General features: G+C 60.6%; 22 protein-coding genes and 1 riboswitch. Of the genes, 15 read left to right on the forward strand and 7 right to left on the reverse strand.

Annotated elements, in window-relative coordinates; translation table 11 throughout:
• The first annotated feature begins 68 nt into the window (after positions 1-68).
• Positions 69-1,568, forward strand: coding sequence for a Do family serine endopeptidase (locus GAL_RS04990; RefSeq protein ID WP_244462729.1), 1,500 nt, complete (start codon positions 69-71; stop codon positions 1,566-1,568).
• A 549-nt stretch (positions 1,569-2,117) separates the two neighbouring features.
• On the opposite strand, the gene GAL_RS04995 is transcribed toward GAL_RS04990, so the two are convergent.
• Complete coding sequence (locus GAL_RS04995; protein ID WP_024096492.1) at positions 2,118-2,882, reverse strand: Crp/Fnr family transcriptional regulator; 765 nt, start codon at positions 2,880-2,882, stop codon at positions 2,118-2,120.
• A gap of 42 nt (positions 2,883-2,924) precedes the next feature.
• Positions 2,925-3,509 (reverse strand): peptidoglycan-binding domain-containing protein, encoded by a 585-nt coding sequence (locus tag GAL_RS05000; protein ID WP_024096493.1) that lies wholly within the window; start codon positions 3,507-3,509, stop codon positions 2,925-2,927.
• A gap of 323 nt (positions 3,510-3,832) precedes the next feature.
• Here GAL_RS05000 and GAL_RS05005 point away from each other — a divergent pair, with 323 nt between their 5' ends.
• The 3 genes from GAL_RS05005 to GAL_RS05015 all read left to right on the forward strand — a co-directional run bounded on the left by GAL_RS05005 (position 3,833) and on the right by GAL_RS05015 (position 7,014).
• Positions 3,833-4,156, forward strand: a complete 324-nt coding sequence (locus tag GAL_RS05005) for a 2Fe-2S iron-sulfur cluster-binding protein (RefSeq protein WP_014875267.1) — start codon at positions 3,833-3,835, stop codon at positions 4,154-4,156.
• Complete coding sequence (locus GAL_RS05010) at positions 4,156-5,019, forward strand: FG-GAP repeat domain-containing protein (RefSeq protein WP_024096494.1); 864 nt, start codon at positions 4,156-4,158, stop codon at positions 5,017-5,019. The genes GAL_RS05005 and GAL_RS05010 overlap by 1 nt, the downstream gene beginning before the upstream one ends.
• A 219-nt stretch (positions 5,020-5,238) precedes the next feature.
• Positions 5,239-7,014 carry a DUF1217 domain-containing protein gene (locus tag GAL_RS05015; protein WP_024096495.1) on the forward strand — a complete coding sequence of 592 codons (1,776 nt, stop codon included), beginning with the start codon at positions 5,239-5,241 and terminating at the stop codon, positions 7,012-7,014.
• Positions 7,015-7,831: 817 nt separating this feature from the next.
• Here GAL_RS05015 and GAL_RS05020 read toward each other — a convergent pair.
• The 3 genes from GAL_RS05020 to purD form a co-directional block, all read right to left on the reverse strand.
• Positions 7,832-8,464 (reverse strand): LuxR C-terminal-related transcriptional regulator, encoded by a 633-nt coding sequence (locus tag GAL_RS05020; RefSeq protein WP_024096496.1) that lies wholly within the window; start codon positions 8,462-8,464, stop codon positions 7,832-7,834.
• A gap of 147 nt (positions 8,465-8,611) precedes the next feature.
• Positions 8,612-9,493: a bestrophin family protein gene (locus tag GAL_RS05025; protein ID WP_024096497.1), complete on the reverse strand. Its 882-nt coding sequence runs from the start codon at positions 9,491-9,493 to the stop codon at positions 8,612-8,614.
• A 309-nt stretch (positions 9,494-9,802) separates the two neighbouring features.
• Positions 9,803-11,068 carry a phosphoribosylamine--glycine ligase gene (purD, locus tag GAL_RS05030; protein ID WP_024096498.1) on the reverse strand — a complete coding sequence of 422 codons (1,266 nt, stop codon included), beginning with the start codon at positions 11,066-11,068 and terminating at the stop codon, positions 9,803-9,805.
• Positions 11,069-11,212: 144 nt separating this feature from the next.
• On the opposite strand from purD, the gene xseA reads away from it, so the two are divergent.
• Positions 11,213-12,778 carry an exodeoxyribonuclease VII large subunit gene (gene xseA, locus GAL_RS05035; protein ID WP_024096499.1) on the forward strand — a complete coding sequence of 522 codons (1,566 nt, stop codon included), beginning with the start codon at positions 11,213-11,215 and terminating at the stop codon, positions 12,776-12,778.
• A 75-nt stretch (positions 12,779-12,853) separates the two neighbouring features.
• Here the strand turns inward: xseA and GAL_RS05040 are convergent, their stop codons facing one another.
• Positions 12,854-13,267, reverse strand: coding sequence for a hypothetical protein (locus GAL_RS05040; RefSeq protein WP_024096500.1), 414 nt, complete (start codon positions 13,265-13,267; stop codon positions 12,854-12,856).
• A 228-nt stretch (positions 13,268-13,495) separates the two neighbouring features.
• On the opposite strand from GAL_RS05040, the gene GAL_RS05045 reads away from it, so the two are divergent.
• The 10 genes from GAL_RS05045 (at position 13,496) to ptsP (ending at position 26,295) form a co-directional block, all read left to right on the forward strand.
• A complete protein-coding gene (locus tag GAL_RS05045) occupies positions 13,496-14,173 on the forward strand; it encodes a lysoplasmalogenase (RefSeq protein WP_024096501.1) in 678 nt (225 codons plus the stop codon).
• Between the two features lie 111 nt (positions 14,174-14,284).
• Positions 14,285-15,568, forward strand: a complete 1,284-nt coding sequence (gene ftsY, locus GAL_RS05050; RefSeq protein ID WP_024096502.1) for a signal recognition particle-docking protein FtsY — start codon at positions 14,285-14,287, stop codon at positions 15,566-15,568.
• 96 nt (positions 15,569-15,664) lie between these two features.
• On the forward strand, positions 15,665-16,567 hold the full coding sequence (locus GAL_RS05055; protein WP_040103907.1) for an EamA family transporter: 903 nt from the start codon (positions 15,665-15,667) through the stop codon (positions 16,565-16,567).
• Positions 16,568-16,690: 123 nt separating this feature from the next.
• A complete protein-coding gene (locus tag GAL_RS05060; RefSeq protein WP_024096504.1) occupies positions 16,691-17,305 on the forward strand; it encodes an inner membrane-spanning protein YciB in 615 nt (204 codons plus the stop codon).
• Positions 17,306-17,467: 162 nt separating this feature from the next.
• Positions 17,468-17,547, forward strand: a riboswitch (SAM riboswitch).
• A gap of 61 nt (positions 17,548-17,608) precedes the next feature.
• Complete coding sequence (metZ, locus tag GAL_RS05065; protein ID WP_024096505.1) at positions 17,609-18,799, forward strand: O-succinylhomoserine sulfhydrylase; 1,191 nt, start codon at positions 17,609-17,611, stop codon at positions 18,797-18,799.
• Positions 18,800-19,009: 210 nt separating this feature from the next.
• On the forward strand, positions 19,010-20,113 hold the full coding sequence (folE2, locus tag GAL_RS05075; protein ID WP_024096506.1) for a GTP cyclohydrolase FolE2: 1,104 nt from the start codon (positions 19,010-19,012) through the stop codon (positions 20,111-20,113).
• A gap of 224 nt (positions 20,114-20,337) precedes the next feature.
• Positions 20,338-21,099 (forward strand): hypothetical protein, encoded by a 762-nt coding sequence (locus tag GAL_RS05080; RefSeq protein ID WP_024096507.1) that lies wholly within the window; start codon positions 20,338-20,340, stop codon positions 21,097-21,099.
• A gap of 64 nt (positions 21,100-21,163) precedes the next feature.
• Complete coding sequence (locus GAL_RS05085) at positions 21,164-22,612, forward strand: TrkH family potassium uptake protein (RefSeq protein WP_024096508.1); 1,449 nt, start codon at positions 21,164-21,166, stop codon at positions 22,610-22,612.
• Positions 22,613-22,769: 157 nt separating this feature from the next.
• Positions 22,770-24,008 (forward strand): aspartate kinase, encoded by a 1,239-nt coding sequence (locus tag GAL_RS05090; RefSeq protein WP_024096509.1) that lies wholly within the window; start codon positions 22,770-22,772, stop codon positions 24,006-24,008.
• Between the two features lie 46 nt (positions 24,009-24,054).
• Positions 24,055-26,295, forward strand: coding sequence for a phosphoenolpyruvate--protein phosphotransferase (gene ptsP, locus GAL_RS05095; RefSeq protein ID WP_024096510.1), 2,241 nt, complete (start codon positions 24,055-24,057; stop codon positions 26,293-26,295).
• Here ptsP and GAL_RS22425 read toward each other — a convergent pair.
• Entirely contained in the window at positions 26,270-26,563 is a 294-nt protein-coding gene (locus tag GAL_RS22425) for a hypothetical protein (RefSeq protein WP_145957941.1), read from the reverse strand. The two genes, ptsP and GAL_RS22425, sit on opposite strands and share 26 nt — an antisense overlap.
• Between the last annotated feature and the right edge of the window lie 51 nt (positions 26,564-26,614).

Below are 26,614 nucleotides of genomic sequence, written 5' to 3' on the forward strand. Positions count from 1 at the left end.
GTGCAGGCCCCGCCGCAGCAGATGGAATTTGGCGACAACTAAGGAGTAGTTTCGTGCAGCCACAGGCAATGAAAAATACAATCAGCAGCGCCAGCGCCGTTGCGCGCCAGTCCGCGCTCCAGACGACGCAGTGGCGGATGCTCTGGCTGGCCATGGTTAGCACCCTGATGGTGCTGGCGCAGGTGGCCATTGCGCAGGCCCGACCCGAAAGCCTCGCCCCGCTGGCCGATAAGGTCAGCCGGGCGGTGGTGAATATCACGACGACAACGGTGGTTGAGGGACGCACAGGGCCGCAGGGTATCGTGCCCGAAGGGTCACCTTTTGAAGATTTCTTTCGGGAATTTCAGGACCGCAACGGTAGTCAGGGCGACCGTCCGCGCCGGTCTTCGGCGCTTGGCTCTGGTTTTGTGATTTCGGAAGACGGCTATATCGTCACCAACAACCACGTCATCGAAGAAGCCGATGAGATTGAGATCGAATTCTTCCCTGGCGAAGGCCAGCCGGCGCAACCGCTGCCCGCCAAGGTGGTGGGCACTGATCCCAATACAGATATTGCGCTTCTGAAGGTGGAAGCCCCGATGCCGCTGACTTTTGTCAAATTCGGTGACAGCGACCTGGCGCGTGTCGGTGACTGGGTTGTGGCGATGGGCAATCCGCTGGGGCAGGGGTTCTCTCTCTCGGCTGGTATTGTCTCAGCGCGTAACCGCGAGCTCAGCGGCTCTTATGATGACTACATCCAGACCGATGCGGCGATCAACCGGGGGAACTCTGGTGGGCCGCTGTTCAATATGGACGGGGAAGTTGTTGGTGTGAACACAGCCATCCTGTCTCCTAATGGTGGGTCCATCGGGATCGGCTTCTCCATGGCCTCCAATGTGGTCAGCAAGGTTGTGAACCAGCTGAAAGAATTCGGCGAAACCCGCCGTGGCTGGCTGGGTGTGCGCATTCAGGACGTGACCAAGGACGTGGCTGAGGCGATGGGTCTGGACAGCGCCAAGGGTGCGCTGGTCACCGATGTGCCGGACGGACCGGCCAAGGCGGCGGGACTGCTGGCGGGCGACGTGATCCTGTCCTTTGATGGGGTAGATGTGAAAGACACCCGTGCGCTGGTGCGTCAGGTCGGCAATACCGAAGTGGGCAAAGCCGTGCGCGTGCGGGTCTTCCGCGAAGGCAAGACCGAGACGCTGCGGGTGACTTTGGGTCGTCGTGAGGATGCGCAGCGTCAGAACACTCCCGTTAGCGGCGATGACAACGCGCCTGACATGACCGAAAAGCAGCTTCTGGGTCTGACCGTCAGCCGCCTGAGCGACGATCAGCGCAGCGAGCTGAACGTGCCCGATGGCATGGATGGTCTGGTGATCACCTCGGTGGATGAGACCTCGGAGGCATGGGAGAAGGGCATGCGTGCCGGTGATCTGATTACCGAGGCAGGCCAGCAGAAACTGACCTCGATCAGCGAGCTGGAAGCACGTATCGACGAGGCGAAGGAAGCCGGTCGTAAATCGCTGCTTCTGCTGGTGCGTCGCGCAGGGGAACCACGCTTTGTGGCGCTGAACCTGTCTGAGTGATCTTTGGCTGCGGGGGGCTTTAAACAGTGACCCGCTGCCCACGCGGTGCCCCGCTGCGCGTTTGAAATACTGGCGTTGGGGGATCGGTACAGAACGCAAGACAAAAGGGCCGGGCAGGGATGCTCGGCCCTTTTGCGTGGATCACAACAGGGTGGCGAAATTGCCCCCAGCCCTGGTTCGGCGTGTCACGGACTCACGCCGACGGGAGATGCCTACACACGGGTTCAATAACCCAAGGTACCTCCCGGCACCTTCTGTCCGATCCAACGAGCTGTTCTTAGGTTTCCGCCGCCCCAGATGGCGCAAATGGTCCCCGGTGTGCGCCCGGCGGATTTCCTGGGTCCCGTCGAGCCATGTGCCGTGACACATGGCTCTTGATGGGACAGGCTGCCGTTGGGATGGAACGGATAACGGCGGCCTGATATGACCATGCCCCTAAGCCACAGGTATGGTCTGTAACCCAGTTCACAATTGAGTAAGATTATTGGGACGTGGTCCTGCGCGGCAGTCAGTCCCTGATCCGGACTGGGCTGGGGTCCGCAGGGCGCGTTAGCCGATATCTGGGTCGGCCAGTAGTTTCAGCGCGGCCCGGTCGCGGATCGTCAGGCCTCCACGGCTGATATCAATCACGTCACTGCGTTTCCACTGTGACAGGGTTTTTGAAACCGCCTCACGGGTGGCGCCGACAAATTCCGCAAGTTCGCTCTGTGACAGAGACAGGCGCCCGTCTTCGCCTTCGGTCGTCAGATAGAGCAGCTTGCGTGCCAGCCGCACCGGCATCGGCAGAAAGACCTGCTCGCTGTACTGCGTGTTCATCCAACGCATCCGTTGGCCGGCCAGCCGCAGCAGATCCCCGGCAAGGGCCGGGTGATGTTGCAACTTTGCGAGCACATCGCCGCTGCGCAACCGGCGCAGGCGACTAGGCTCCAACGCCGTTGCGGTCGCAGTGCGCGGACCGGGGTCAAACAGCGCGATCTCGCCAAAGACGGCGCCGGGGCGCATGATGTCCAACGACAGTTTACGCCCGGCAGCGGATAGGGTGGAGAACTCCACCGCGCCACTGACAATGGCATAGAGCGCATCGCCTTCATCGCCTTGTTCAAACAGCTCTTCTCCGGTCTGCAGCAGCACTTCGCTGGCCTGGCTGTCGAGCATTTCTAGCAAGCGGTCAGAGGCACCGGAAAGAAAACCGCGATCCGGCAGCAGCCATTTGCGCCGCGAAGCATTGCCGGAGCCAGAGGTGTCGCCTTTGGGTCTGTCAGAAGCGTGGCCAGAGCGGGGCAAGGTGCCGGGGGCAGGGGGCAGCGGGCTCATGCCGGGCCTGCGATGGTGGTGCGAGGGGGGTGGCCTTCTGTTTCAGGTTTCAATGGCAACCAACCCCAGTTTGCGGGCGCTGAGAAGCGACAGCTGATCATTGTCGAACCCGTCCTGTTTCTGAAATCTGCGTACAGACGCTCGGGTGGCCCTGTCCAAATGGCCGTTGATTTCGCCGGTGTAGAGGCCGCGTACCGCCAGAGCCCGCTGCAAAGAGCCAACTAGTTGCGGTGTCATATCCACCGGGCAGGGTATCTCAAACCAGCTTTCGCGGCGGGGCCGCACAATTTCCTGACGGGTTTCTCGGCGAAAACGGGCAGGCGCAATAACCCGCCCATCTGGCGCGCTTTTGGCCGGGCGGGTCATCACCTGTACCGTGACAGTTTCGATCACGGCGGGCGTTGTATGGGTGGCCCAGCAACTGCCGGGGGCCGCGCCGGGCGGGGCGGCTGGGGTGTTGCGGGAGACTTGGGTGTTGCTGCCACCTGTTGAAGATTCAGTACAGGCGCCAAGCAGCAGCCCTGCCACCGCAAGCGAAATTAGGCGCAGGTTGGCCCGCCGCCAACTGTCGCGCCTGAAACAGGCCTGTCCCAGCCAGGGCCCAAGTGGGCGCAAGAGGTCAGCCATGAACAAAGTCCCCGTGACGAAACACCGATGTGAAACACCTGTGTCGAAATATCAGCAGCCGTGATGCTGCGATGGCCCGTCCGTGTGGGCGCATCTGGACTTAGGCTACCGCAGTTCCGTCTTCGGCGCAAAGCCCTGTTGCCGCTGCGCAGGACCTGGTGCATTGCCCCCGGCCAAAAGTGGGCAGCGCATGGCGCAAATTGATCACGATGGCCGCTGCGCAGGATCGCAGGAGTTTTACCCAAGCCGCGGTTTCTGACTGGCGCGGTGGCCGGTGGTTGGCTACAACCTCGAACGCAACGCGAAAAAGGATGCAGCTGACGATGGCAAAGATCACTTATGTCGAACACAATGGTGCCGAACACGTTGTGGAGGTGGCGAACGGCCTGACCGTGATGGAAGGCGCGCGCGACAACAATATCCCCGGTATTGAGGCAGATTGCGGCGGTGCCTGCGCCTGTTCGACCTGCCATGTCTATGTTGATGCTGGTTGGGTTGAGAAGCTCCCTGCCAAGGATGACATGGAAGAAGACATGCTGGATTTCGCCTATGAGCCTGATCCCGCCCGCTCACGCCTCACCTGCCAGATCAAAGTGACGGATGATCTGAATGGTCTTGTGGTGCATATGCCCGAGAAACAGATCTGATGCTGTCGGGGGCTCAGGCGCGGCGATCTCTGTTGCGCGCCTGGCTCCGGTTCATGCGCCGCGCAGAGCGGGCTTCGTGTCTGTGGCATGCGTTGTCTTATGGCAACGGCGCCAGACGGTCTAGCGTTCTCGGGATCCGGGGTGTCGTTCTGTCGCTTGGCCTTATCCTTGGTATCGCGGCGGTAGCAGACGCACAGCCGATCCTGACAGACGCACAATTTAAAGGTCCGGTCACCCACTATCCGCATGGGGTCTTGGGGGATCGTATTGAGTATTCTGCGATGGTGCTGCAGGACAGCCGTGGGCGCAGTCATCGCATTGACCTGCCTGTCGGCGGCGCAGTCTTTGAGGATCTGGCCCCGCGCCTGTGGGACGTGACTGGAGATGGCCTGCCGGAGGCGGTGGTTGTGGAAAGCGATCCGCAGGCTGGCGCACAGCTGGCAATCTATGGTCTGCGTGGCGGGACGCTTCACAAGATCGCGGCAACGCCGCATATTGGCACCCGGTTTCGCTGGCTTGCGCCGGTCGCTGCGGTGGATTTGGACGGTGACGGCCATATTGAAATCGCTTATATTGACCGCCCGCATTTGGCCAAGACCCTGAGGGTCTGGCGCTACCAGAACGGGGCGTTGCAGGAGGTGGCGCAGCAGACGGGGCTGACCAATCATCGCATCGGTGAGGATTTCATCACCTCCGGGCTGCGTGATTGCGGGGCGGGGCCCGAGCTGATCACGGTCGATGCCGATTGGACGCGCATTATGGCAACGTCGCTGGTGGACGGTCGGTTGATCAGCCGCGACATTGGTGCGTTTTCGCATCGGGACCAGTTGGCGACGCGCTTGTACTGCGTGGATCCAGCATAGCTGGAGAGGTTCGGGGCAGGCTGCATCGAACCCATTGCTAACGAAGCCATCGCTAAAGTTGCGCGTATTTTTCCCGGTTACCCGAGCTTTGCCCCCTTTGCGTTGCAGGTTTGTTCACCACTTTGCCGGTAGTCTCTTGTCAAAGACACCTCCCGGGATGCTGCGGATTCGGCCGGGGCGATCCGCGGTGGACCTCGTTTGCAAGCAGGAGACAGGCGCGTGACCTTTTCACCCTATGTGCTGGGCACCGGCATCGCCGGATGGAATTTCCTGGACCGGACCCGTGTCCAACAGCAGCAGATTTTCGAGAAATCGCCGATCCTGGATCGGGCGGTGCAGGATTTCACTCAGAAGATTGAGGGTATCCAGAGCTCAGATCAGCTGCTGGACGACTATAACGTGCTGAAGGTCGCGCTGGGTGCCTTTGGCCTTGATGAAGATATCAACAACCGTGCGTTCATCAAAAAAGTGCTGGATTCCGATTTGTCAGAGCCGACGTCATTCGCCAATCGCCTGAATGACAATCGCTATCTCGGTCTTGCGCAGACCTTTGGCTTCGGTGGGGATGCGGGGCCGCAGCTGCCCAGCTCCAGTGTTGAAAAACCCTATGCCAATGTCGCCAGCCCGGAGGATCTGCTGTCCAACCAGACGCTGCTCAATCAGGCGCTGGATGATTTCGGCCTGGAAAAATACGCAGGTAATGAGTTTTTTCTGATGCGGGTTCTGGAATCAGATACCACTGATCCTGCGTCCTTTGTGAACCGGTTGAGCGATAGCAAGCTGGCCGATTTCGCCAATGCGTTTCAGTTCAATCAGCCACCTGACTACGCCAGCAGCATGGAGGCGCTGGTAGGGGAATTCAGCGCCATGAACGATGGCAATGGTCCTGCCAATGCAGATGAGTTGTTGGAGAATGAGGACTTGTTGAAGGCGGTCGTTGATAGCTTCGATCTGGAATATACCAATACCATCTTCCTCAAGCGGATGCTGGAGTCCAATCCCTATGACCCGGATTCGCCGGTGAACCAGCAAGAAGATCCGCGCTATCTGGCGATGTCACGCGCGTTTGGCTTTGGCATTTCTGACATCAACAGCTTTACCAGCCCGGAGGAGTTACTGGCACAGCCCCAGTTGCTTGAGGATGCGCTGGAGCAGTTCAACCTGAGCAACCCCGGTGAACAGTATATCCGGGATGTGCTGGAATCGGATCTGTCGGATCCGAATTCCTTCGTGAACCAGCCCAGCAATATTGCCTTCTATGACTTTGCGGAAGCCTTTCAGAATGAGTGGCCAAGCGCGCCCAGTCGGATGCAGGTGCTCGCCAATGAGGTGGGGGGCAAACTGGCCGGTTATGAGCAGCCCCAACAGTTTGTCTTTGACTTCGACGCCTTTGAGGCGGGGCTTGATGTGTTCAACATCAGCGAACGGGAGTTGGATTTTGACGTGATGATCAAGGCGTTTGAATCCGACCTTTCCTCCGAGATTTCATACGCAAACCTGCACCGTGATCCGAACCTTAAGGCGATGGCGCATGCTTTTGCCTTCAATCCGGGCGGCAGTGATCATACCTATCCGGCTGGCTTTGCACAGGAAATCGTGGATCTATATAAGGATCGTAATTTCGAAATCGCCATCGGGGAAAGTGATCCGAACATGCGCCTGGCGCTGTCGCTGGAGCGTGAGTTGCAATCAATCGCGGATGCCGGGGGCAGCGAAGATGCGCATTGGTTCGGGATTATCGGCTCGCCGCCGCTCAAATCCATGTTCGAGACGGCGCTTGGCCTGCCTGCGAGTTTTGGACAGCTTGATGTTGACCGTCAGGTGAATGAGATGAAAGAGCGCGCGCAGACATCTTTTGGCACGACGCATCCGGCTGACTTGCTGGAAACCGAGAAACTTGATGAGTTTCGCAACCGCTTTCTGCTGCTGAGCGGTCTGAATAGCGATCAGGCGGCAAATGGGTTCAGTGATCCGATCTTCACCTTGTTTCAATAAGGGTGATTAGGTGGCTTGGCCGTCGCGACGGTTGCGCCATTCGATATCGGATGCGGGGGACTGGTTATCGGGGCGGCGTCTTGGCGCGCGGTGTAGTGCAGATGTGGAACTGCGCAGACGCGTGGGTCTCGGTCAAAGGATTTCTCGGATGGCATGACCCGCCGGGTGCGATTTGATCCCATGATCCTGTTGGCCGTGATCCTGTTTGTAGTGATCTATGCTGCGCCGGGTCCTGGATGGCCGTATCACAGCGTACTTGGTCATGTTTGGCTGCCTCATCAGGCTAGATCTCTTTGGAAGGGATCTCTCCGGACACGATCATACCTGGCCATGGTGGGACCTGCCATATCGGATTGGATCGGGATGGCTGATGGGCTTCGACAAATTGATGCCGGGAGGATCGGAGACGCGCGTATTTAGGCGGGAGGTCTGATACCGAACGAACTGATACCGAGATGCTCGCTAGTCGAACGATTACTGCTGGGATCGCCGATGCGAGTGTGGTTCGAACCGGTCGTTCCCATGGTGGAACCGGTCAGGTCGTTGGGGACCCTATTGAGGTGAAACATACTGAGCCGGGTTCTACCCAATCAGCTCATGATTGAGGTTGGCCGTCCCGTCGGGAGGTACCTCCCAGCGCTGATGACGTGCAGACAGATGCGCATGCGCAGCTCAATCACGTCGCCCAATCGCGCCGCCGGTGTCAAAGGGAACACAGCAGACCGGGTGGGGCACATCAAGCGGATCACACCAGCAGGACTATTTGGGTTGGCTAAGTCGCAAGATTGGACCCCGGCGCGGAGACGGTGGCGCAAGGTCACGTGTCTTGGCTGCCAACCACATGGGCCCCGTCGATATCGCCAAGCGACGAGAACAAAGCGGCGGTATTGCTGACCCCCATCTTTTTCAGCAACCGCGCCCGGTGCACCTCCACCGTGCGATAACTCAGGCCGAGGCTGCGGGCGATTTCCTTGCTGGTTTTTCCCTCGCAAAGCAGGGAGTAAACTTCCCGTTCACGCCGGGTCAGTGGCTGATAAGGACGTGAGCGTGACAGGTCAGCGAAGCTCCAGACTGCGCGTGCCAAAGGATCCTCAGGGGTGAAACTGTGGCCACGCACCCGCACCCAGAACAGGCTGCCGTCCTTGCGCCGCATGACCCGTTCATCCCAATAAGGCGCCCCGGTTCCCAAAGTATCGTCACCACGGCTGCGCAGGTTCAAGAACTCCTCCTCGGAGGGGTAGAGAAATGCAAAGAGTTGGTCCAGAAGGTCGTCCCGGGGATAGCCGAACATTTCGCAAAAACGCCGGTTGCAGTCCCTGAGCACTCGGTTTTCTGTGACGACAATCCCGACCGGCAGGAAATCATAGGCCAGCTGCATCAGGTCACGATCGGCAAAAAGCTGGTCGAGTGTTTCGGGGCTGGGGTGGGTCTGCGGGCGTTCGGCCGTCATCTGATCCTGCTGGTGCTCCTCGGGTGGCCACAATAAGGCTGCGGATACCTGCTGGCACAGCATGAGCAGCGGGGGCTATGGCCATTGTTGCGGGGACCTTAGCGGAGTGAGGCCATCGTGAAAACCGGCTGCGGGACGCGTCGGTGATCAGGACAGGTAGTAGTCCACCGGCTGCAGTGGCGGTGGCGCGTCCTGTCCGAGCTTCGGCGCCAGCGCCCGCTCTACCGTGCGACAGATCGCATCCAGCGGCAGGCCGTTTACCGTCTCGCCAAAGGGGTGAGACAGCTCTTCGGTCACCTCGGCTAGGCCGAAGAACACATAGGCGACAATGCCCACAAATATCGGGGTGAGCCAGCCCGCGCCGTCAATCAGCGCAAAGGGCAGGAGCAGGCAGTAGAGATAGGTCGTGCGGAACACCAGCAGCGAATAGACATAGGGGAGCGGCGTGGTCGCGATGCGCTCACAGCCGGCCTGCGCCAGTGCGATGCTGGCCGTGCGCTCGGCCAGGGCCTTGCGAGCGAAGCCATCGTCGGCACCAATGGCCACCGCCGCGGCCAGCGCATCCAATGCGGCGCAGGGGGCATGAGGGGATCCCGAAAAATCGTCGCCTGTCCAACGGATTGCTGGAGATGTGTCTGTTTCCTTACGTAGATTGATGCGGTGCAGATGCAGGAACCCAAGGGCGAGCCGCAGGATTTGCGCCTGCTTGTCTGGGTCAGCAACGAAGAGGTCGACCTCGCGGCTGAGGCTGCGCAGATCCGCAACCAGTTGGCCCCACAACCGCCGCCCCTCCCACCAGCGGTCATAGGCGGCGTTGTTGCGAAACCCCAGAAACAGCGAGAGCGCGATGCCAAACACAGCAAAGGGTGCCGCATTTGTATGGGGCAACGGCAGGACGTTGGCGTCGATCCACAAGACCAGCGCAGACAGGGCCGAGAGCCCGAGGATTCGGGGCAGAATGCGGGGCAGGACCGAACCGCGCACCGCAAACAGCAGCTGCATCAGTCCGGGTTTGTCGCGAAGGATCATCGGCGGTGACTCCGAGGGAGGAAAAGGGGACAAATAGCAGCTGGCGCGAGGCTGGCAGAACCCTGCGCCGATTGTTGGCGCAGGCAGCGGCAGCTTAGACCGCAATCCAGCCTATCGCCGTGCAGAAAACGGCAGCTGGCAGGCGTTCGCGGCGGTTTTCTGTCGGATCTGCAAAGGTGCCCAGATATTCTGAGTTTCAGAGAACCGATCAGCGGCGGTGCTGCCGGGCGCCATGCGCCCGGCCGCGCCCAACTGTGTCGGGCTATCTTTGATTGGTCGTGAACAGGCGGGAAGGCCTGCTGCGCGGGCCTATTTCAGCGCGCGCCAGCCGATATCACGGCGGAAGAACCCCTGCGGCCAGTCGATGCCATCGACCATCGCATAGGCGCGGTCGCGGGCCTCTTGCAGGGTGTCGCCCCGCGCTGTCACATTCAGCACCCGGCCGCCAACCGCCAGTACCTTACCATCTTCGGCCTTGGTGCCGGCATGGAACACCATATTGCTGCTGTCTTCGGGCAGGGTTTCCAAGCTTTTGATTTCAGACCCCTTTTCATAAGCGCCGGGGTAGCCTTCCGCCGCCATCACCACAGTGATCGCATGATCATCGGCCCAGTTCACCTGCGCCTCAGCCAGACGGCCCTCTGCGGCAGCCTGCATCAGATCCAGCGCCTGGGCGCCGAGGCGCATCATCAGCACCTGACATTCCGGGTCGCCAAAGCGAACGTTGTATTCCACCAGCCGGGGCTGCTCGTCCTTGATCATCAGACCGGCATAAAGCACGCCCTGATAGGGCATGCCGCGTTCCGCCATCACCCGCATGGTGGGCTTTACGATTTCTGCCATCGCTTTCGCATCAATGTCCGCCGACAAGACTGGTGCGGGGGAGTAAGCGCCCATGCCGCCGGTGTTGGGACCGGTATCGCCCTCGCCGACGCGTTTGTGGTCCTGGGCGGAGCCGATGGCCAGCACGTCCTCGCCATCGACCAGCACAAATAAGGAGGCCTCTTCGCCTTCCATGAATTCCTCGATCACCACCTCGGCACCGGCGCCGCCAAAGGCCCCGCCGAACATGTCGTCAATCGCAGCGATGGCCTCGGCCTCTGTCATGGCGATGATCACGCCCTTGCCGGCGGCCAGACCGTCAGCCTTGACCACCGTGGGTGCGCCGTGCTTGCGCACATGGGCCTTGGCCGCTTCGGCATCGGTGAAATGGCCATATCCGGCAGTGGGGGCGTTTGCCGCGTCGCAGATTTCCTTGGTGAAGCTTTTGGAGGCTTCCAGCTTGGCCGCAGCCTCGGAGGGGCCAAAGACCAGGAGACCTGCGTCGCGTAGGCGGTCAGCCACACCGGCGGCCAGCGGCGCCTCCGGGCCGATGATCACGAAATCAATGGCGTTTTCCTCGGCAAAGGCGGCGACAGCGCCGCCATCGTCGATATCCAGCGTGGCGCAATCGGCGATCTGGGCGATGCCGGCATTGCCCGGTGCCACGATCAGCTTATCGCATTTGGGGTTCTGCATCACCGCCCAGGCCAAAGCATGTTCGCGCCCGCCGCTGCCGAGGATAAGGATATTCATTGACGCATTCTCCGATCTGCCTGAGCCCTGTGACTCCCCGGCGCCAGCCGGGGCTTGCCTTGCTTGCCGCGGGTTCTATGCTGCGCGGACTTTCAAAACAAGAACTCAGTAGGTGCCTTTGCGCCGCAGGAGAGCAGCCCCGCCATGTCAGACCTGTTTGATGATCCAACCCCATCCGACCGGCCCGGGCAGAACGCCCCCGAATTCACCGTCTCGGAAATCTCAGGTGAGGTGAAGCGCACGCTAGAGGGCACCTTCGGCCGCATTCGGGTGAAGGGGGAGGTGGGCCGCGTGTTCAAGGCGCGTTCCGGGCATCTTTATTACGACATCAAGGATGATCGCTCGGTGCTGGCCTGCACCACCTGGAAGGGGCAGATCGCAAGCCTCTCCGTGGTGCCGGAAGAGGGGCTGGAGGTGGTTGTCACCGGCCGGTTGACGGCGTTCGGCGGACAGTCGAAATACAATATGAACGTCGATGAGGTGGCGGTTGCCGGGCAGGGCGCGCTGATGGCGTTGTTGGAAAAGCGCAAGAAACAGCTGGAGGCCGAGGGCCTGTTTGCGCCGGAGCGGAAAAAACCGCTGCCGTATCTGCCGCAGATCATCGGGGTGGTGACCTCGCCTTCAGGGGCCGTGATCCGCGATATCCTGCACCGGCTGCGCGACCGTTTCCCGCGCAAGGTGCTGGTCTGGCCGGTCGCCGTGCAAGGGCCGAACTGCGCGCCGGAGGTGGCGCGCGCCATCGAAGGATTCAACCAGCTGACACCGGGGGGCGCGCTGCCACGACCGGACCTGATCATTGTGGCCCGTGGCGGGGGCTCGATCGAGGACCTGTGGGGCTTTAACGAGGAAATTGTCGCCCGGGCTGTCGCGAACAGTCAGATCCCGCTGATCTCGGCCGTGGGGCATGAGACGGATACCACGCTGATTGATTTTGTGTCCGACCGTCGCGCACCGACCCCGACGGCGGCGGCGGAACTGGCGGTCCCGGTGCGGTTGGAACTGCTGGGCTGGACCGAGAATCAGGGCGCGCGGCTGGTGCGCTCGGCGGGTCAGGCGGTGCAGCAGCGACGGCAGAGGCTGAACGATCTGGCGCGGGCGTTGCCGAAGCCCGATACGCTATTGGAAACGCCGCGCCAGCGGCTGGACCGGGTGTCCGAACGGCTGCCCGATGCGCTGATCCGGGGAGTTGAGCGTCGCCGCCTGCGGCTGAGCGAGGCGGCGGCTGCGCTGCGGCCCAGCACGCTGCGTCAGCTGGTCACAGCCCGTCAGGATCGGCTGCGCAATCTCTCGTCGCGGTTGACGCTGCGCCCGATCCAGCAGGAGCTTGGACGTCAACGGGATCACATTGGCCAACTGGCGCAGCGGCTTGAAACCGTGCAGACACAGCGGCTGGACCGGCACCGGCACCGTCTGGAGGCAACGGGTCGGCAGCTGGAGATCCTCAGCTACAAGGCCACGCTGGAGCGCGGCTATGCCGTGGTGCGCAGCAAGGATGGCGTGGTGACCCGGGCCGCAGATGCCGCCACGCAGGCAGGTTTACGGATCGAATTTGCCGATGCGGAAATCGCTGTGATGACGGGAGAGGCAGGCACCGCAGATCGAGCGATGCCGTCGACAAAGAAACCCAGCGCGTCCAAATCAGAGGCGTCCAAACCGGGTAAGCGCCAGAGCGGCAAGGCGGCGCCGGATGACCAGGGGTCCCTGTTCTGAACCGCTGGCAAAGCTGAGGTTGCGCAGAAGCCACCCGCGTCGATACGGTTAAGGTCAGGGTTTGTGCGAAGGGGGCTAAACGCCAATCTTGGGACCAAGGCAGAGCATGTCCTCGCCGATGTCTTCGGCCTCATACAGCTCAGTGGCCTCCGGGTCGCCGTCGAACTGTGCAATCAGCCCATCGTCGCCGATTGAGAACTGCCAACACTGCGGTGTGCCGATCTCATCGTAGACAAAGCAGATCTGATCAGCCTCTGGGTACCATTCGCCATCCTGACATTGCCCGTCCAGAAATGACCAGATCACCCGGCGGTTCGGCAGATAGCGTTCAACCCCGTAGGGCACCCCGTCGAAGCCGTAGAACAATGTGCGGCCTTGGGTGTAGCGGTCGAACTGATCGGCAGTGAGCGGCGCGCCGGCCCAAGCGGGGCGGTCCTCGGACAGGAGGCCACAGAGCACCGTCGAGAGAATCAAGCTGAGCTGTCGCATGGGCCAACTGTGCCAGAGGCGCAGGGTTCTGGCCAATATTTCCGTGACCCATGTTCAGCAACATTTCGGGGTCTGTCGCGCAGTCGGCTTTGCGATTGGGTTGCGCGGCGTCACCTTTGACCGTTGGCGAAGAGGCGGGCAACATCAGTCATATACCGGCCAACTTAAGGCACGGCACGCAAAGCAAGCACCGGCGCAGACCGCAGCTGCAACGAAGGGGAGAGCGACATGCCAGGTTTTGGAAGCAGCCCTGCAGGGGATGTGTTGATTGTGGCGGCGGCGCTCTCGGCGCTTTTGTACCTAGGGTTGACCGCGCGACCTCCCAGCGCGCTGCGCAGCGTGACCAAGACGCTGGCGGTGCTCCTGCTGGCCGTTGCCGCATGGCTGGGAGGAGGGCCGCTGCTGCTGACCCTGGCGCTTGGCCTCTGCGCAGTGGGCGATTTCTGCCTGTCGCGCGACGGGGAGGGCGCGTTCATGGCTGGAGTGGGCGCCTTTGCGGCAGGCCATCTCATTTATATTTTTCTGTTCCTTGGTCAGGAGAGCAGTGATCTCGCAAGGTTGGTACAGCTGCCGCAACTGGTCGGCGTGCTGGTGCTGGCTATGGTCGGGCTTGCCATGGTACGGCTGCTGGCACCGCGGGCTGGTGCGTTGAAGGGGCCTGTACTGGCCTATGTGCCAATTATCTTGTGCATGGGGCTGGCGACGCTGACTTTGCCGCTGGGCATTGGGCTGACGGGTCTGGCGCTGGTGCTGCCGGCGGCGGTGGCCTTCATGGCCTCTGATATTGTGCTCGCGTTTGAGACCTTTGTGTTGGGCGAAGATCACCCGGCGCGGCGGATCACGCCTTATGTGGTTTGGCCGCTTTACTGGGGCGCGCAGGCGGGGTTTCTGCTGGCGTTTCTTTAGGCCGGGACCGGATTTGCGTCGGTTGATGCGGCGAGGTGCTTTGCACTTGCCGCAAAACCGCATTAGGTGTCCGCGTAACAACTCGCACCGACCCAATCTGCGGAGACCGACATGGCGTTTTTCTCAAAACTGAAGGACCGGCTGTTCAAGTCGTCGAACAAGCTTGAGGAAGGGCTGGATGCCATCGTCGAGGAGGGTGCAGAGGCTGCGGCCCCGCATCAGCCTGCACCTGAAAAGACACCTGATGTGCCGCCGTCCGCACCGCCTGTCGAGGGTCCAGCTGAACAGCCTGTTGAGGCTCCGAAGGCTCCGCCAGTGGAAGTGCCGTCTGAAGCGCCGTCCGAGATCCCCGTAGATGCGCCTGCCGAGATCCCGGCCCAGACGCCCGAACAATCGCCCCGCCCGGCGGAGCCCATTACAAAACCGGCGGAGCCCGTGAAAAAACCGGCGGAGCCGATGGCGAAACCATCGATCAAGCCGACGGTCGCGCCGGATCCAACTCCGGCAACGCCGGGTCTCTTGGGGCGTCTGATGGGGCGCGGCAAAGCGGATGAGCCGCGCCGCGCGCTGGATGACGAGATGCTGGAACAGCTGGAGGACCTTCTGGTCGGGGCTGACATGGGGGTCGATACCGCGCTGCGGGTCACCGCCAATATGGCCGAGGGTCGATTTGGCAAACGGCTGTCCACCCGCGAGATCAAGGAACTGCTGGCCGCAGAAGTGGCCCGGATCATGGAGCCGGTTGCCCGTCCCATGCCGATCTACCAGAAACGCCCGCAGGTGGTTTTGGTGGTGGGGGTTAATGGCTCCGGCAAGACCACCACAATCGGCAAGCTGGCCAGCCAGTTCAAGGCTGCGGGCAAAAAGGTGGTGATTGCCGCAGGCGACACCTTCCGCGCGGCAGCAGTGGAGCAGTTGCAGGTCTGGGGCGATCGGGCGGGCGTGCCGGTCCTGACCGCTCCGGAAGGGTCTGATCCGGCCAGCCTTGCCTTCGACGCGATGACCCGCGCGCAGGAAGACGGCGCAGATCTTCTGATGATTGATACGGCCGGACGCCTGCAGAATCGCGCCGACCTGATGGAAGAGCTGGCCAAAATCGTCCGCGTGATCCGCAAGAAGGACGAGACCGCGCCGCATAATACGCTGCTGGTGCTGGATGCGACCACCGGTCAGAACGCCCTCAATCAGGTGGAGACCTTCCAGAAGCTCGCAGATGTCTCCGGTCTGGTGATGACCAAGCTGGACGGCACCGCCAAGGGTGGCGTACTGGTGGCGTTGGCGGATCGCTTCGGCCTGCCAATCCATGCCATTGGCGTGGGCGAGCAAATCGATGATCTGGCGCCTTTCGACCCGGAAGAATTTGCTGCTGCGCTCACCGGTCTGGAACGTTCCTGACCAACGCAGGCCCACCCATCTTCTGGCTGAAAATATCCTCCGGGGTCCGGGGGTGGAAAACCCCCGGTCATCTGTCTTGGCGCAAAGGTATTTCAATTGAGCGATTGGCTGATCTCGCTGGAAGGCACGGAGGCGGGGCACCATATGGCCCTTGCTCTGGCCCTGATGGCTGCGCTGTTGCATGCGGTGTTCGGGGCGCTTCAGAAAGGGCGCTATGATCCTTGGTTGTCGCGCGGGGCGATTGATTTTTCCTATGGGATGATGGCGATGCCGCTGGCGTTGTTCGTCGTGCCTTGGCCGGAACCACATATGTGGCCAATCTTTGCGGCCGTCTGGGGGATCCATGTGGCCTATAAGATCCTGCAGGGGCTGGCCTACAGTAAGGGCAGCTATACCGTTGTTTACCCGGTCGTGCGAGGCACCGGGCCGCTGTTCACGGTGCTTGGCGCCTCGGTTCTGTTTGATGAGCGGTTTACGGCGGTCCAGTGGCTGGGGGTTGCCGTGCTTTTGGCGGGGATCTTTGGCCTTGCGCTCTACAATTTTCGCAATTTGACCAGCGATCGTGAGACCCTTGGCAGTGCGCTGGCGCTGGCAGGGGTCACCGGTATCTTTGTGGCGCTTTACACCACCTATGATGCCTATGGTATCCGCGCGACGGCGGATCCTTTCACCTTCCTTGCTTGGTTCTTCTTCATCGACGGGCTGGCGATGCCGCCTTATGCCTATTTGCGCTGGAGGGCGATGACGCCACGCCCTGATCCCGGTCCCCTGATGGCCAAGGGGTTATTGGGCGGTCTTATTGCCTTTGGCTCCTTTGGTGCGGTGATGCTGGCGACACGGCTGGACAAGGTGGGCGAGGCAGCGGTGCTGCGTGAGACCTCGACCGTGTTCGCGGCCCTGATCGGCTGGCTGGTGCTAAAGGAAACCGTTGGTCCGCGCCGGATTGCGCTGATGGCTTTGATCGCGCTGGGGGCCGTGATAGTGGAGATGGGCGGCTGATCCGCTGGCCCTTCACCACTCTATGATGACCCAACAGGTTGAAGACCAGAGGCAGGCAACCCAGATTTCGCAGAACGCACCGCGACCGCAGATGACGCGCGGGCGCAACAGGCAGGAGATCCCATGGCGGGCAAACCCATCAACCCAACCCTGAAACTGGTGCTGGAATACGGCCCGCTTGTTGCGTTTTTCGCAGGCTATCTGTGGCTGCGCGACGAGGTGTTTGTGATTGGCGGGGAAGAATACCGGGGGTTCATCATTGCCACCGCAGGCTTCATCCCTCTGATGATCCTCTCAAGTCTGGCGCTGTGGCGGCTTACTGGGCACATCTCCAAGATGCAGGTTGGCACGCTGATCATTGTGGTGCTGTTTGGCGGACTGTCTGTCTGGTTCAATGATGAACGGTTTTTCAAGATGAAGCCGACGATCCTCTATGTGCTGCTGGGCGGTGCCTTGGCAATCGGTCTTCTGCGGGGCGAGAGCTATCTGAAGGTGGCGATGGATGACCTGATGCCGCTGCAGGATGCCGGCTGGATGATCCTGACCCGGCGGCTGTGTTATTTCTTCTTTGCGCTGGCGGTTCTTAACGAGGTGATTTGGCGCACCCAGAGCGAAGGGACCTGGGTCTACTTCAAAACGTTTGGTCTGTCGCTGGCGATGTTTGCCTTCTTCATGACCCAGGCGCGGGTGTTTCAGGCCTATGCGCTGCCGGATGCCGAGGTGGATGAGACGGAGTGAGCCGGGGCTTTCGCATTTGCATTGGCGGCTGGGGTGTCGCATGTCGCGGGTCTCTCGTCGTCTTTGAGGTTGGGTCACGCGGGTGTGATGGAACACCAGGGGCTGAAGGGCGCGCAGTGCCGCTGCGGACTTGACCAAACGGCGGTTTCGGCGTATCCGAAGCTCACATATCGTGGCGATTTGTTTACCGGATTGCGGGCCACGTAAAACAATCCCGCTAAAGAGGTCAGGATGTGAAGGACCCCCTTTCGCTTGGCCGAACGGGGGTTTTTTTAATGCGCATTGCGCGCAAGGAGATAGAAGATGAGCGAGACCTGGAACAAACGCACCAAACTGGTGCATGGCGGCACCCGGCGCAGCCAGTACAATGAGGTCAGCGAAGCGATCTACCTGACGCAGGGCTTTGTCTATGACAGCGCTGAGCAGGCTGAGGCCCGGTTCATCGAGACCGGTCCCGATGAATTCATCTATGCCCGCTACGGCAACCCCACGGTGGCTATGTTCGAAGAGCGGATTGCCGCGCTGGAAGGGGCCGAGGACGCCTTTGCCACCGCGTCCGGCATGGCGGCGGTCAATGGCGCGCTCACTTCGATGCTGAAGACGGGTGACCATGTGGTTTCGGCCAAGGCGCTGTTTGGCTCCTGTCTCTATATTCTTGAGAATATCCTGACCCGCTTTGGGGTTGAGGTGACTTTTGTTGATGGCACCGATCTTGGCGCTTGGCGCGCGGCGCTACGGCCCGACACCAAGGCGGTGTTTTTCGAATCCATGTCCAACCCGACGCTGGAAGTGATCGACATTGCAGCGGTGGCGGAGCTGGCCCATGCGGTCGGTGCCACCGTCGTGGTGGACAATGTGTTCTCGACTCCGGTGTTCTCAAACGCCATCGAACAGGGCGCGGATGTGGTGATCTACTCAGCCACCAAGCATATCGACGGGCAGGGCCGGGTTCTGGGTGGCGTCATCCTTGGAACGCGCGATTTTATCCGCGGCACCGTTGAGCCCTATATGAAACACACCGGCGGCAGCCTCAGCCCGTTCAATGCTTGGACCCTGCTAAAGGGGCTGGAGACAATTTCGCTCCGGGTGAATGCGCAGGCGGACAGTGCGCTGGAACTGGCGCAGGCGCTGAGCGGTCATCCGGCGCTGTTGCGGTTGATGTATCCGGGGCTGGAAGATCACGCCCAACACGCGCTGGTCCAGCGGCAATTGGGCGGCAAGGGCGGCACTGTGCTGTCGCTGGATCTAAAAGGCGGCAAGGAGGTGGCATTCAGGTTCCTGAACGCGCTCACCATCCCGGTGATTTCCAACAATCTGGGCGATGCGAAATCCATTGCCACCCATCCAGCCACCACCACCCATCAGCGGTTGTCGGAGGAGTTGAAGGATGAGCTGGGCATCACCCCGGGGCTGGTGCGGTTCTCGGTCGGGTTGGAGGATGCAGGTGATTTGATTGCGGATCTGACGCAAGCGCTTGCGGCGGCTGAGGGCTGAACGGGGCGACACCAAGATGCAGTTGGGGCAGGGGGCAATTTGGGTTGCCTGCCTCAGCTGGGAACCGATCCTAGGTGATCTTGGGGCAATCGCCGGAAATACGCAAAACACGACGCTTTTGAATGATCTGTTTTGCGATCTGCCGCGTAACAGACTAAAACCAATCCTGCCGCCTGATGATCGGGCAGCATCAGCGGAGGTCTCTGTGTCATGAACTCTCACTCGCGTAATCTGACCAAGGCGCCTGATCGAGCGGACGCAGAAGAGGCGCTCGACCTATTGCGCCAATGGGCCAGCGCAGCCACCGAGACTGAAATTGCCCAGTTGAACCCGGCGGTCGCGCGGCTTCTTCCGGATGCGCCAGTGGGCAATTATCCGGATCTGTCGCGACACTACCCTGAGGGATTTGAGGCTGACATCAGCTATCGTGCAACCCTGCCGGATCTGCAAAACGGCCCTTCGAGCCTGATCCGGGGCGCGCATGAACAGATCCAGCATGTGGGGATTTCCAACTTTCGCCTGCCGATTCGCTTTCACACCCGTGACAATGGGGACCTGACACTGGAAACCAGCGTCACCGGCACCGTCAGCCTGGATGCCGACAAGAAGGGCATCAATATGTCCCGGATTATGCGGTCGTTCTACAAACATGCCGAGCGCACCTTCAGTTTTGAGGTGATGGAGGCGGCTCTGGATGATTATCTGACAGATCTGGAGAGCCTGGATGCGCGCCTTCAGATGCGGTTTTCCTTTCCGGTGAAGGTCGAAAGCCTGCGGTCGGGCCTGTCGGGCTATCAGTACTATGATATCGCTCTGGAAATCGTCGATCACGACGGTGAGCGGACGAAGATTATCCATCTTGATTATGTCTACTCCTCGACCTGTCCCTGCTCACTTGAGTTGAGTGAACACGCACGTAGTTCACGGGGGCAGCTGGCGACGCCGCATTCGCAGCGCTCGGTTGCGCGGATATCTCTGGTGCAGGAACCGGGCGCCTCGATGTTGTGGTTTGAAGATGTGATTGATCATTGCCGCCGCGCGGTGCCGACTGAAACGCAGGTGATGGTGAAGCGTGAGGACGAACAGGCCTTTGCCGAGTTGAACGCGGCGAACCCGATCTTTGTGGAAGATGCGGCGCGGTTGTTCTGTGAGGCGTTGCAGTCGGATCCACGGATCGGTGATTTCCGGGTTGTCGCCAGCCATCAGGAAAGCCTGCACAGCCACGATGCGATCAGCGTTCTGACACAGGGGCAGACATTTGCGGCCCGCAGCATTGATCCGAAGATGTTCGCGACGCTGATCCATCAGGGCTGAGGGCGCCTGAGGCGCGTATTCCGCCGCAGACTTGGCCTATCAAACCGAACCGCCTGCCCATTCGGGCGGCGGTTTCTTTTGTTAATCAATGGTCATCTGCGTTGCGGCATTTTTTTGCTGCACTGCGGCAATAATCAGCTAGACTTGCAACCTGAAGGGGTGCGTGCGTTGCGACTCCCATCCTCAGGAGGCCGCAAAAGCTGCCCGCCAAACAGGAGATGTTGATGATCCCTCTACTCGATTTCACAGACCTTCCCCGAACCCCTGCTGCGCTGGCTGGCACGATTGTTGGTAACCAGTTGCGGTTCTGGCGTGGCGCCATGACTCTGATGGGGGCGGTGCCTGCGGCGCAGATGGCCTTGGCTCGAGAGGCTATGGCTGCGACTTATGGCGTCACTGGCAAGACTGGCACCAAGACCGCATTGCCGTCATCGTCCAACGATACGGTTGCAAAGCCTGCGCCTGCCCGCCGTAAGGCCACGCGCAAACCGGCCCGTCCAGCGCAATCTGCAGCGGTCAAAAAGATCAATAAACCTGCCCCGAGCGGGGTCATCACTACAGAGGCAGCAGCCTCAAAGGCCACCAAGGCAGTAGCGACCCCAACCCAGACCACTTCCGACCAGAGCGGGTTTGCCAGCCAAAGAACCACCAGTGGCGGTAGCGCTGCGAAGCCGACTGCATCAAAACCCTCTGCGCCTGCGGCCCGCCGCAAAACACCTCGTGCGCCGTCGAAACCGGCGCAGATGCCAGCCACTCTTAAGTCGGCGGCGGCCAAATCTGAGGCAAAGCCTGTCGTGACCGATAGCCGACAGATGGGTCTAAAACAGACCGGAACCACCAGCGCGCAGGCCTTGATGGCGGGTCAGGCCGCAGGGGCGGCCCCGGGACAACAGGATAGTGGCAAACAGGCGGCTGCGAAGCCAACCACGGCGAAGCCAGCCGCTGCAAAGGCCAAACCTGCGTCTAAGTCACGGGCAAAACAATAGGGCCAGCCTGCCGGACGCGCGCAGTCTCTTGACAGTCTGTGCGGGGCAGGCCAACGCTGCGACCATGTTGGATCTGCGTCCGGTTGGATATGTCATTGGCCTGTTGGTGGCCATTCTTGGGGCGACCATGGTGTTTCCTCTGGCCGTCGATCTATACGACGGGCAGGGGGAGTGGCCGGTTTTCCTCGAAAGCGCGGTGATCACCATCCTTGGCGGCGGGCTGATCGCGCTCTCCTGTGCCAATGGGGTGCGCGAGGGGTTGACCATTCAGCAGACCTTTCTGCTGACCACGCTGGTCTGGGTGGCGCTGCCGCTGTTTGGAGCCATCCCGCTTATGCTCGGCGCCACCGAGTTGCGGTTTGTGGACGCGTTTTTCGAGGCTATGTCGGGCCTCACCACCACCGGTTCCACCGTGATCTCCGGGTTGGACGATCTGCCGCGCGGGCTGTTGCTGTGGCGCGGCATCCTACAATGGCTGGGTGGCATCGGGATTATTGTGGTCGCGATGGTGTTCCTGCCCGAATTGCGGGTCGGTGGAATGCAGATTTTCCGCTCAGAAGCTTTTGATACCATGGGTAAAATCTTGCCCCGCGCGCAGGCGATCGCGAAACAGATTTCGCTGATCTACGTGGGGCTGACCGTCGCCTGTATGGTGGTTTATATGTTGTTGGGGATGGAGCCGTTCGACGCGCTGGTCCATGCGCTGACCACCTGTTCGACCGGCGGGTTTTCCAATTATGACGCGTCTTTCGGGACCTTCACTGGGGAGCCCGAATATGCGGCATCAGTATTCATGATCCTCGCGGCGCTGCCGTTCGTGCGCTATGTGCAGATGATCAACGGCCAGTCCAAACCGCTGTTTCGTGATAGCCAGATCCGGGCATTTCTGACGACAATTGCCCTGCTGGTGGTGGTGACCGCCTGTGTGCTGGTCTACGTCTTTCCACATCATCCGGAACAGGCCGTGCGTGAAGCGCTGTTCAATATCACCTCGATCATTTCCGGCACCGGCTACGCCAGTGTCGATTATATGCAGTGGGGCAGCTTTCTGGTCATGCTGTTCTTCTTCATCGGGTTGATCGGGGGCTGTGCGGGGTCCACTGCCTGTTCGGTCAAGATCTTCCGGTATCAGTTGCTGTTTGCCTCGATCCGGGTGCAGATCCAGCGGATCCATTCGCCACATGGGGTGTTTGTGCCACGCTATCAGGGGCGGGCGGTGGATACCGAGGTGCTGAGCTCGGTGATTTCCTTTTTCATGTTCTTCGTTGTGACGCTGGGAATCGTGGCCTGGGCCCTGGCCCTGACGGGGCTGGATTTTGTGACGGCGGTATCCGGGGCTGCAACGGCTGTGGCCAATATCGGCCCCGGCCTCGGCGATCGGATTGGACCTGCGGGTAATTTCTCGACGCTGAATGACGGGGCGAAGTGGATATTGAGCGCGGCGATGCTGATTGGGCGGCTGGAATTGATGGCAGTTTATGCCATTCTGACCATCCGGTTCTGGCGCAATTAAGCAGATCGACCGTGCATGGCGGTTCTTACGCATCAATATTGCGTGTTGCCCCTGCGTTTCTATGTGTATCGCTACAATCCGCAGGCTTGCCCTCCTGAGGCCGCTCGCATAAGAGGCGGGGAGTTGAAACCCGCAAGCGCACGGAGAGTTTTGCCCAATGCCCGTTCTTGTGATGAAATTCGGTGGCACATCTGTCGCCAATCTGGACCGCATCCGCCGCGCGGCGAAACGCGTGGGCGTCGAGGTGGCCAAGGGCTACGATGTGATTGTCATCGTCTCTGCGATGTCGGGCAAGACCAATGAGCTTGTCGGCTGGGTCAATGAGACCTCGCCGCTGTTTGATGCGCGCGAATATGATGCGGTTGTGTCTTCTGGCGAGAATGTCACCGCCGGGCTGATGGCGCTGACCCTGCAGGAGATGGATATCCCGGCGCGCAGCTGGCAGGGCTGGCAGGTGCCGTTGAAGACCACCAGCGCCCATAGCCAGGCCCGGATCGAGGAAATCCCGCCGGAGAACATCAACGCGAAATTCGGCGAAGGCATGAAAGTCGCCGTGGTCGCAGGCTTCCAGGGGATCAGCCCCGAAGGCCGCATTACCACACTGGGACGGGGCGGATCGGACACCACCGCCGTGGCCTTTGCTGCGGCCTTTGAGGCTGAGCGCTGCGATATCTACACCGATGTGGACGGGGTCTATACCACCGACCCACGGATTTGTGACAAGGCGCGCAAGCTGGACAAGATCGCGTTTGAGGAAATGTTGGAACTGGCCTCGCTGGGGGCCAAGGTCTTGCAGACCCGCTCGGTCGAGCTGGCGATGCGCTACAAGGTGAAACTGCGCGTGCTGTCCAGTTTCGAGGAACAATCGGACGAGGCCGGAACCCTGGTCTGCGACGAGGAGGAAATCATGGAATCCAATGTTGTGGCCGGTGTGGCCTATTCCCGTGACGAAGCCAAGCTGACCGTCCAGTCGGTCGCCGACCGTCCCGGCATCGCGGCGCATATCTTCACCTCGCTGAGCGAAGCGGGCGTGAATGTGGACATGATCGTGCAGGATATCTCTGACGAGGGCCGCACCGATATGACCTTCTCCTGTCCGACCGATCAGGTCGCGCGTGCCGAGCAGGCGCTTCAGGCGGTGAAGGAAAAGGGCGAGCTGAACTATGCAGAGCTGCTGGCAGACCGTGATGTCGCCAAGGTTTCTGTGGTCGGCATCGGCATGCGCTCGCAATCTGGAGTTGCAGCGAAGATGTTCAAGGTGCTGTCGGATGAAGGCATCAACATCAAGGTGATCACCACCTCCGAAATCAAGATTTCGGTGCTGATCGACCGGAAATACATGGAACTTGCGGTGCAAGCACTGCATGATGCGTTTGAATTGGACAAGGCGGCCTGATCTGGACCTGGCCGCCTGACACCGACAACCTGTGTGAACGGCCCCCATGGTAAAGACGACCGAATCCGAAAGTCGCAACTTATTGATGCGCTTGCGTGAGGCGATGGCCGGTGACGATGCCGGTCAGGCCCGTCTGGACAAGATCACGCAGCTGATTGCCGACAGCATGCGCAGCGAGGTGTGCTCGGTCTATCTGTTCCGCGATGATGAGACGCTTGAACTTTGTGCGACTCAGGGCCTGAACGTGGAATCCGTGCACCAGACGCGCATGCGGATCGGTGAGGGGCTGGTGGGCCGTGTGGCGCGCTATGGCAAGGTGGTGAACACGCCTGACGCGCCCAACGCCAAGGGCTTCCGTTATATGCCGGAAACGGGGGAGGAGCGTTTTGCCTCTTTCCTCGGTGTGCCGATCCAGCGTCTGGGCGAGATGCTGGGCGTGCTGGTGGTGCAGTCCAAAGAGGGGCGTGAATTCTCTTCTGATGCGGTCTACGCACTGGAGGTGGTGGCTATGGTCATCGCCGAGATGACCGAGCTTGGCGCCTTTGTCGGGGAAGGCGCGGCCTTGTCTCCGCTGCACCAGCAGCCTGTCCTGTTGCGCGGTACCATCGCGCAGGAAGGCGCCGTGGAGGGCCATGTCTGGCTGCATGAGCCGCGCGTCGTGGTGACCAACCCTATCGCCGATGATCCCCACCGCGAGCTGGAGCGCCTGCATGAGGCGGTTGAGGAACTGCGCGTGGGTGTCGACAAGATGCTGGAGGTCACCCAAACCGGCGACAAAGAACAGTTGCAGGTTCTGGAAGCCTATCGGATGTTTGCCAATTCCAAGGGCTGGATGCGCCGGATGGAAGAGGACATTGGCCGGGGCTTGAGCGCAGAAGCCGCTGTGGAAAAAGAACAATCGCAGGCGCGTGCCCGGATGGGCCAGGTGCAGGACGCCTATCTGCGCGAGCGTCTCAGCGACCTTGATGATCTGTCTAACCGTCTGCTGCGCATCTTGACTGGGCAGGGCAGTGAGACTGGCGCCGAGCTGCCTGATGATCCGGTTCTGATTGCGCGCAATATCGGTCCGGGAGAGTTGCTGGAATATGGCCGCAATCTGCGTGGTATCGTGCTGGAGGAGGGCTCCGTGGGCTCCCATGCCGCGATCATCGCCCGTGCCTTGGCGATCCCGCTGGTGGTCCATGCCAAACGCATCACGACCGAGGCGCTGAACGGCGACCACATCATGGTCGATGGCGAGCAGGGCGTGGTGCATCTGCGGCCCGATGATACCGTTGTCGGCGCCTTCCGTGACAAGATTGCCATGCAGGCCAAGGCGCAGGAGCGCTATGCCTCGATCCGCGACAAGCAGGCGCTGACGCGGGATGGTCGCCGGGTGCATCTGATGATGAACGCCGGGCTGATGGCAGATCTACCATCGCTGGAAAACTCAGGCGCTGAGGGCGTTGGCCTGTTCCGCACCGAATTGCAGTTTCTGGTTCGCAACCAGATGCCCAAACGTTCAGAATTGGTGGCGCTGTACCAGCGGGTTCTGGATGCGGCGGGCGGCAAGCGGGTGGTGTTTCGCACGCTGGATATCGGCTCGGACAAAGTCCTGCCCTATATGAAGCCAACGGATGAGCCCAACCCGGCGCTTGGCTGGCGGGCAATCCGTGTGGGCCTGGACAAGCCCGGCGTGATGCGGATGCAGTTGCAGGCGCTGATCCGGGCTGCCAATGGACGTCCGCTAACGCTGATGTTTCCCTTTGTGGCCCAGTTCGAGGAGTTCCGCGACGCCAAGGCGGAAGTCGCCAAAACACTGGAGCGGGAGCGCCGTCTAGGCCATCCTCTGCCTGAGAAGCTGGAAGTCGGGGCGATGCTGGAGACCCCCTCTCTCGCCTTTGCGCCGCAGAAGTTCTTTGACGAGGTGGAGTTCCTGTCGATTGGCGGCAATGACCTCAAGCAGTTCTTTTTTGCCGCTGACCGTGAGAATGAGCGGGTGCGCAAGCGCTACGATACGCTGAATGTCAGCTTCCTGAGCTTCATCGCGCAGATCGTTGAACGCTGTGAGAAATCCGGTACTCCGCTCAGTTTCTGCGGTGAAGATGCTGGCCGCCCGATTGAGGCTGTTTGTCTTGCTGCGATGGGGCTTCGGGTGCTGTCCATGCGGCCTGCCTCAGTTGGTCCGGTAAAGTCCTTGCTGATGCGTGTAGACCTGAATGATATCCGCAAAATCATCACGGACGCCCGTCATCGGGGCGAACAGACCGTGCGTCCGGCAGTCATGCAGTATCTGCGAGAGCTTTGAACATATCGCAGACAGCGAGGGTGAATCCAAAGACCGCGCGGCCCATTCCGCGCGGTTTTTTTACGGCTGCCTCTGGCTGCGGACTGCAGCTTATGGGGGTATTCGAGTGGTGGGCTGTGGATGAAATGTCGAAATCATCGTAACCAGTGTTTGATGGATAGCGATTTTTCGGCTGAAAATATCCAGTAAAATTTTGAAAATCGTGTTCTTTTTTGTAGAATGCTGACAATATTCCACGTTTCGCGAGGTTTGCGCTCAAGTCGCTCAAGGGTTGAGAGTCCTTAGGTTGCCCCCTGACTTATCCACAGGCGTGACAGTA

The sequence above is a fragment of the Phaeobacter gallaeciensis DSM 26640 genome (genome assembly GCF_000511385.1).
Taxonomy (GTDB): Bacteria; Pseudomonadota; Alphaproteobacteria; order Rhodobacterales; family Rhodobacteraceae; genus Phaeobacter; species Phaeobacter gallaeciensis.

What these genes read in the sequence shown, in the direction of transcription:
- GAL_RS04990 (WP_244462729.1), top strand. Translation starts at nt 69, where the DNA reads ATGAAAAATACAATCAGCAGCGCCAGCGCCGTTGCGCGCCAGTCCGCG.
- GAL_RS04995 (WP_024096492.1), bottom strand. Translation starts at nt 2,882, where the DNA reads ATGAGCCCGCTGCCCCCTGCCCCCGGCACCTTGCCCCGCTCTGGCCAC.
- GAL_RS05000 (WP_024096493.1), bottom strand. Translation starts at nt 3,509, where the DNA reads ATGGCTGACCTCTTGCGCCCACTTGGGCCCTGGCTGGGACAGGCCTGT.
- GAL_RS05005 (WP_014875267.1), top strand. Translation starts at nt 3,833, where the DNA reads ATGGCAAAGATCACTTATGTCGAACACAATGGTGCCGAACACGTTGTG.
- GAL_RS05010 (WP_024096494.1), top strand. Translation starts at nt 4,156, where the DNA reads ATGCTGTCGGGGGCTCAGGCGCGGCGATCTCTGTTGCGCGCCTGGCTC.
- GAL_RS05020 (WP_024096496.1), bottom strand. Translation starts at nt 8,464, where the DNA reads ATGACGGCCGAACGCCCGCAGACCCACCCCAGCCCCGAAACACTCGAC.
- GAL_RS05025 (WP_024096497.1), bottom strand. Translation starts at nt 9,493, where the DNA reads ATGATCCTTCGCGACAAACCCGGACTGATGCAGCTGCTGTTTGCGGTG.
- purD (WP_024096498.1), bottom strand. Translation starts at nt 11,068, where the DNA reads ATGAATATCCTTATCCTCGGCAGCGGCGGGCGCGAACATGCTTTGGCC.
- xseA (WP_024096499.1), top strand. Translation starts at nt 11,213, where the DNA reads ATGTCAGACCTGTTTGATGATCCAACCCCATCCGACCGGCCCGGGCAG.
- GAL_RS05040 (WP_024096500.1), bottom strand. Translation starts at nt 13,267, where the DNA reads ATGCGACAGCTCAGCTTGATTCTCTCGACGGTGCTCTGTGGCCTCCTG.
- GAL_RS05045 (WP_024096501.1), top strand. Translation starts at nt 13,496, where the DNA reads ATGCCAGGTTTTGGAAGCAGCCCTGCAGGGGATGTGTTGATTGTGGCG.
- ftsY (WP_024096502.1), top strand. Translation starts at nt 14,285, where the DNA reads ATGGCGTTTTTCTCAAAACTGAAGGACCGGCTGTTCAAGTCGTCGAAC.
- GAL_RS05060 (WP_024096504.1), top strand. Translation starts at nt 16,691, where the DNA reads ATGGCGGGCAAACCCATCAACCCAACCCTGAAACTGGTGCTGGAATAC.
- metZ (WP_024096505.1), top strand. Translation starts at nt 17,609, where the DNA reads ATGAGCGAGACCTGGAACAAACGCACCAAACTGGTGCATGGCGGCACC.
- folE2 (WP_024096506.1), top strand. Translation starts at nt 19,010, where the DNA reads ATGAACTCTCACTCGCGTAATCTGACCAAGGCGCCTGATCGAGCGGAC.
- GAL_RS05080 (WP_024096507.1), top strand. Translation starts at nt 20,338, where the DNA reads ATGATCCCTCTACTCGATTTCACAGACCTTCCCCGAACCCCTGCTGCG.
- GAL_RS05085 (WP_024096508.1), top strand. Translation starts at nt 21,164, where the DNA reads ATGTTGGATCTGCGTCCGGTTGGATATGTCATTGGCCTGTTGGTGGCC.
- GAL_RS05090 (WP_024096509.1), top strand. Translation starts at nt 22,770, where the DNA reads ATGCCCGTTCTTGTGATGAAATTCGGTGGCACATCTGTCGCCAATCTG.
- ptsP (WP_024096510.1), top strand. Translation starts at nt 24,055, where the DNA reads ATGGTAAAGACGACCGAATCCGAAAGTCGCAACTTATTGATGCGCTTG.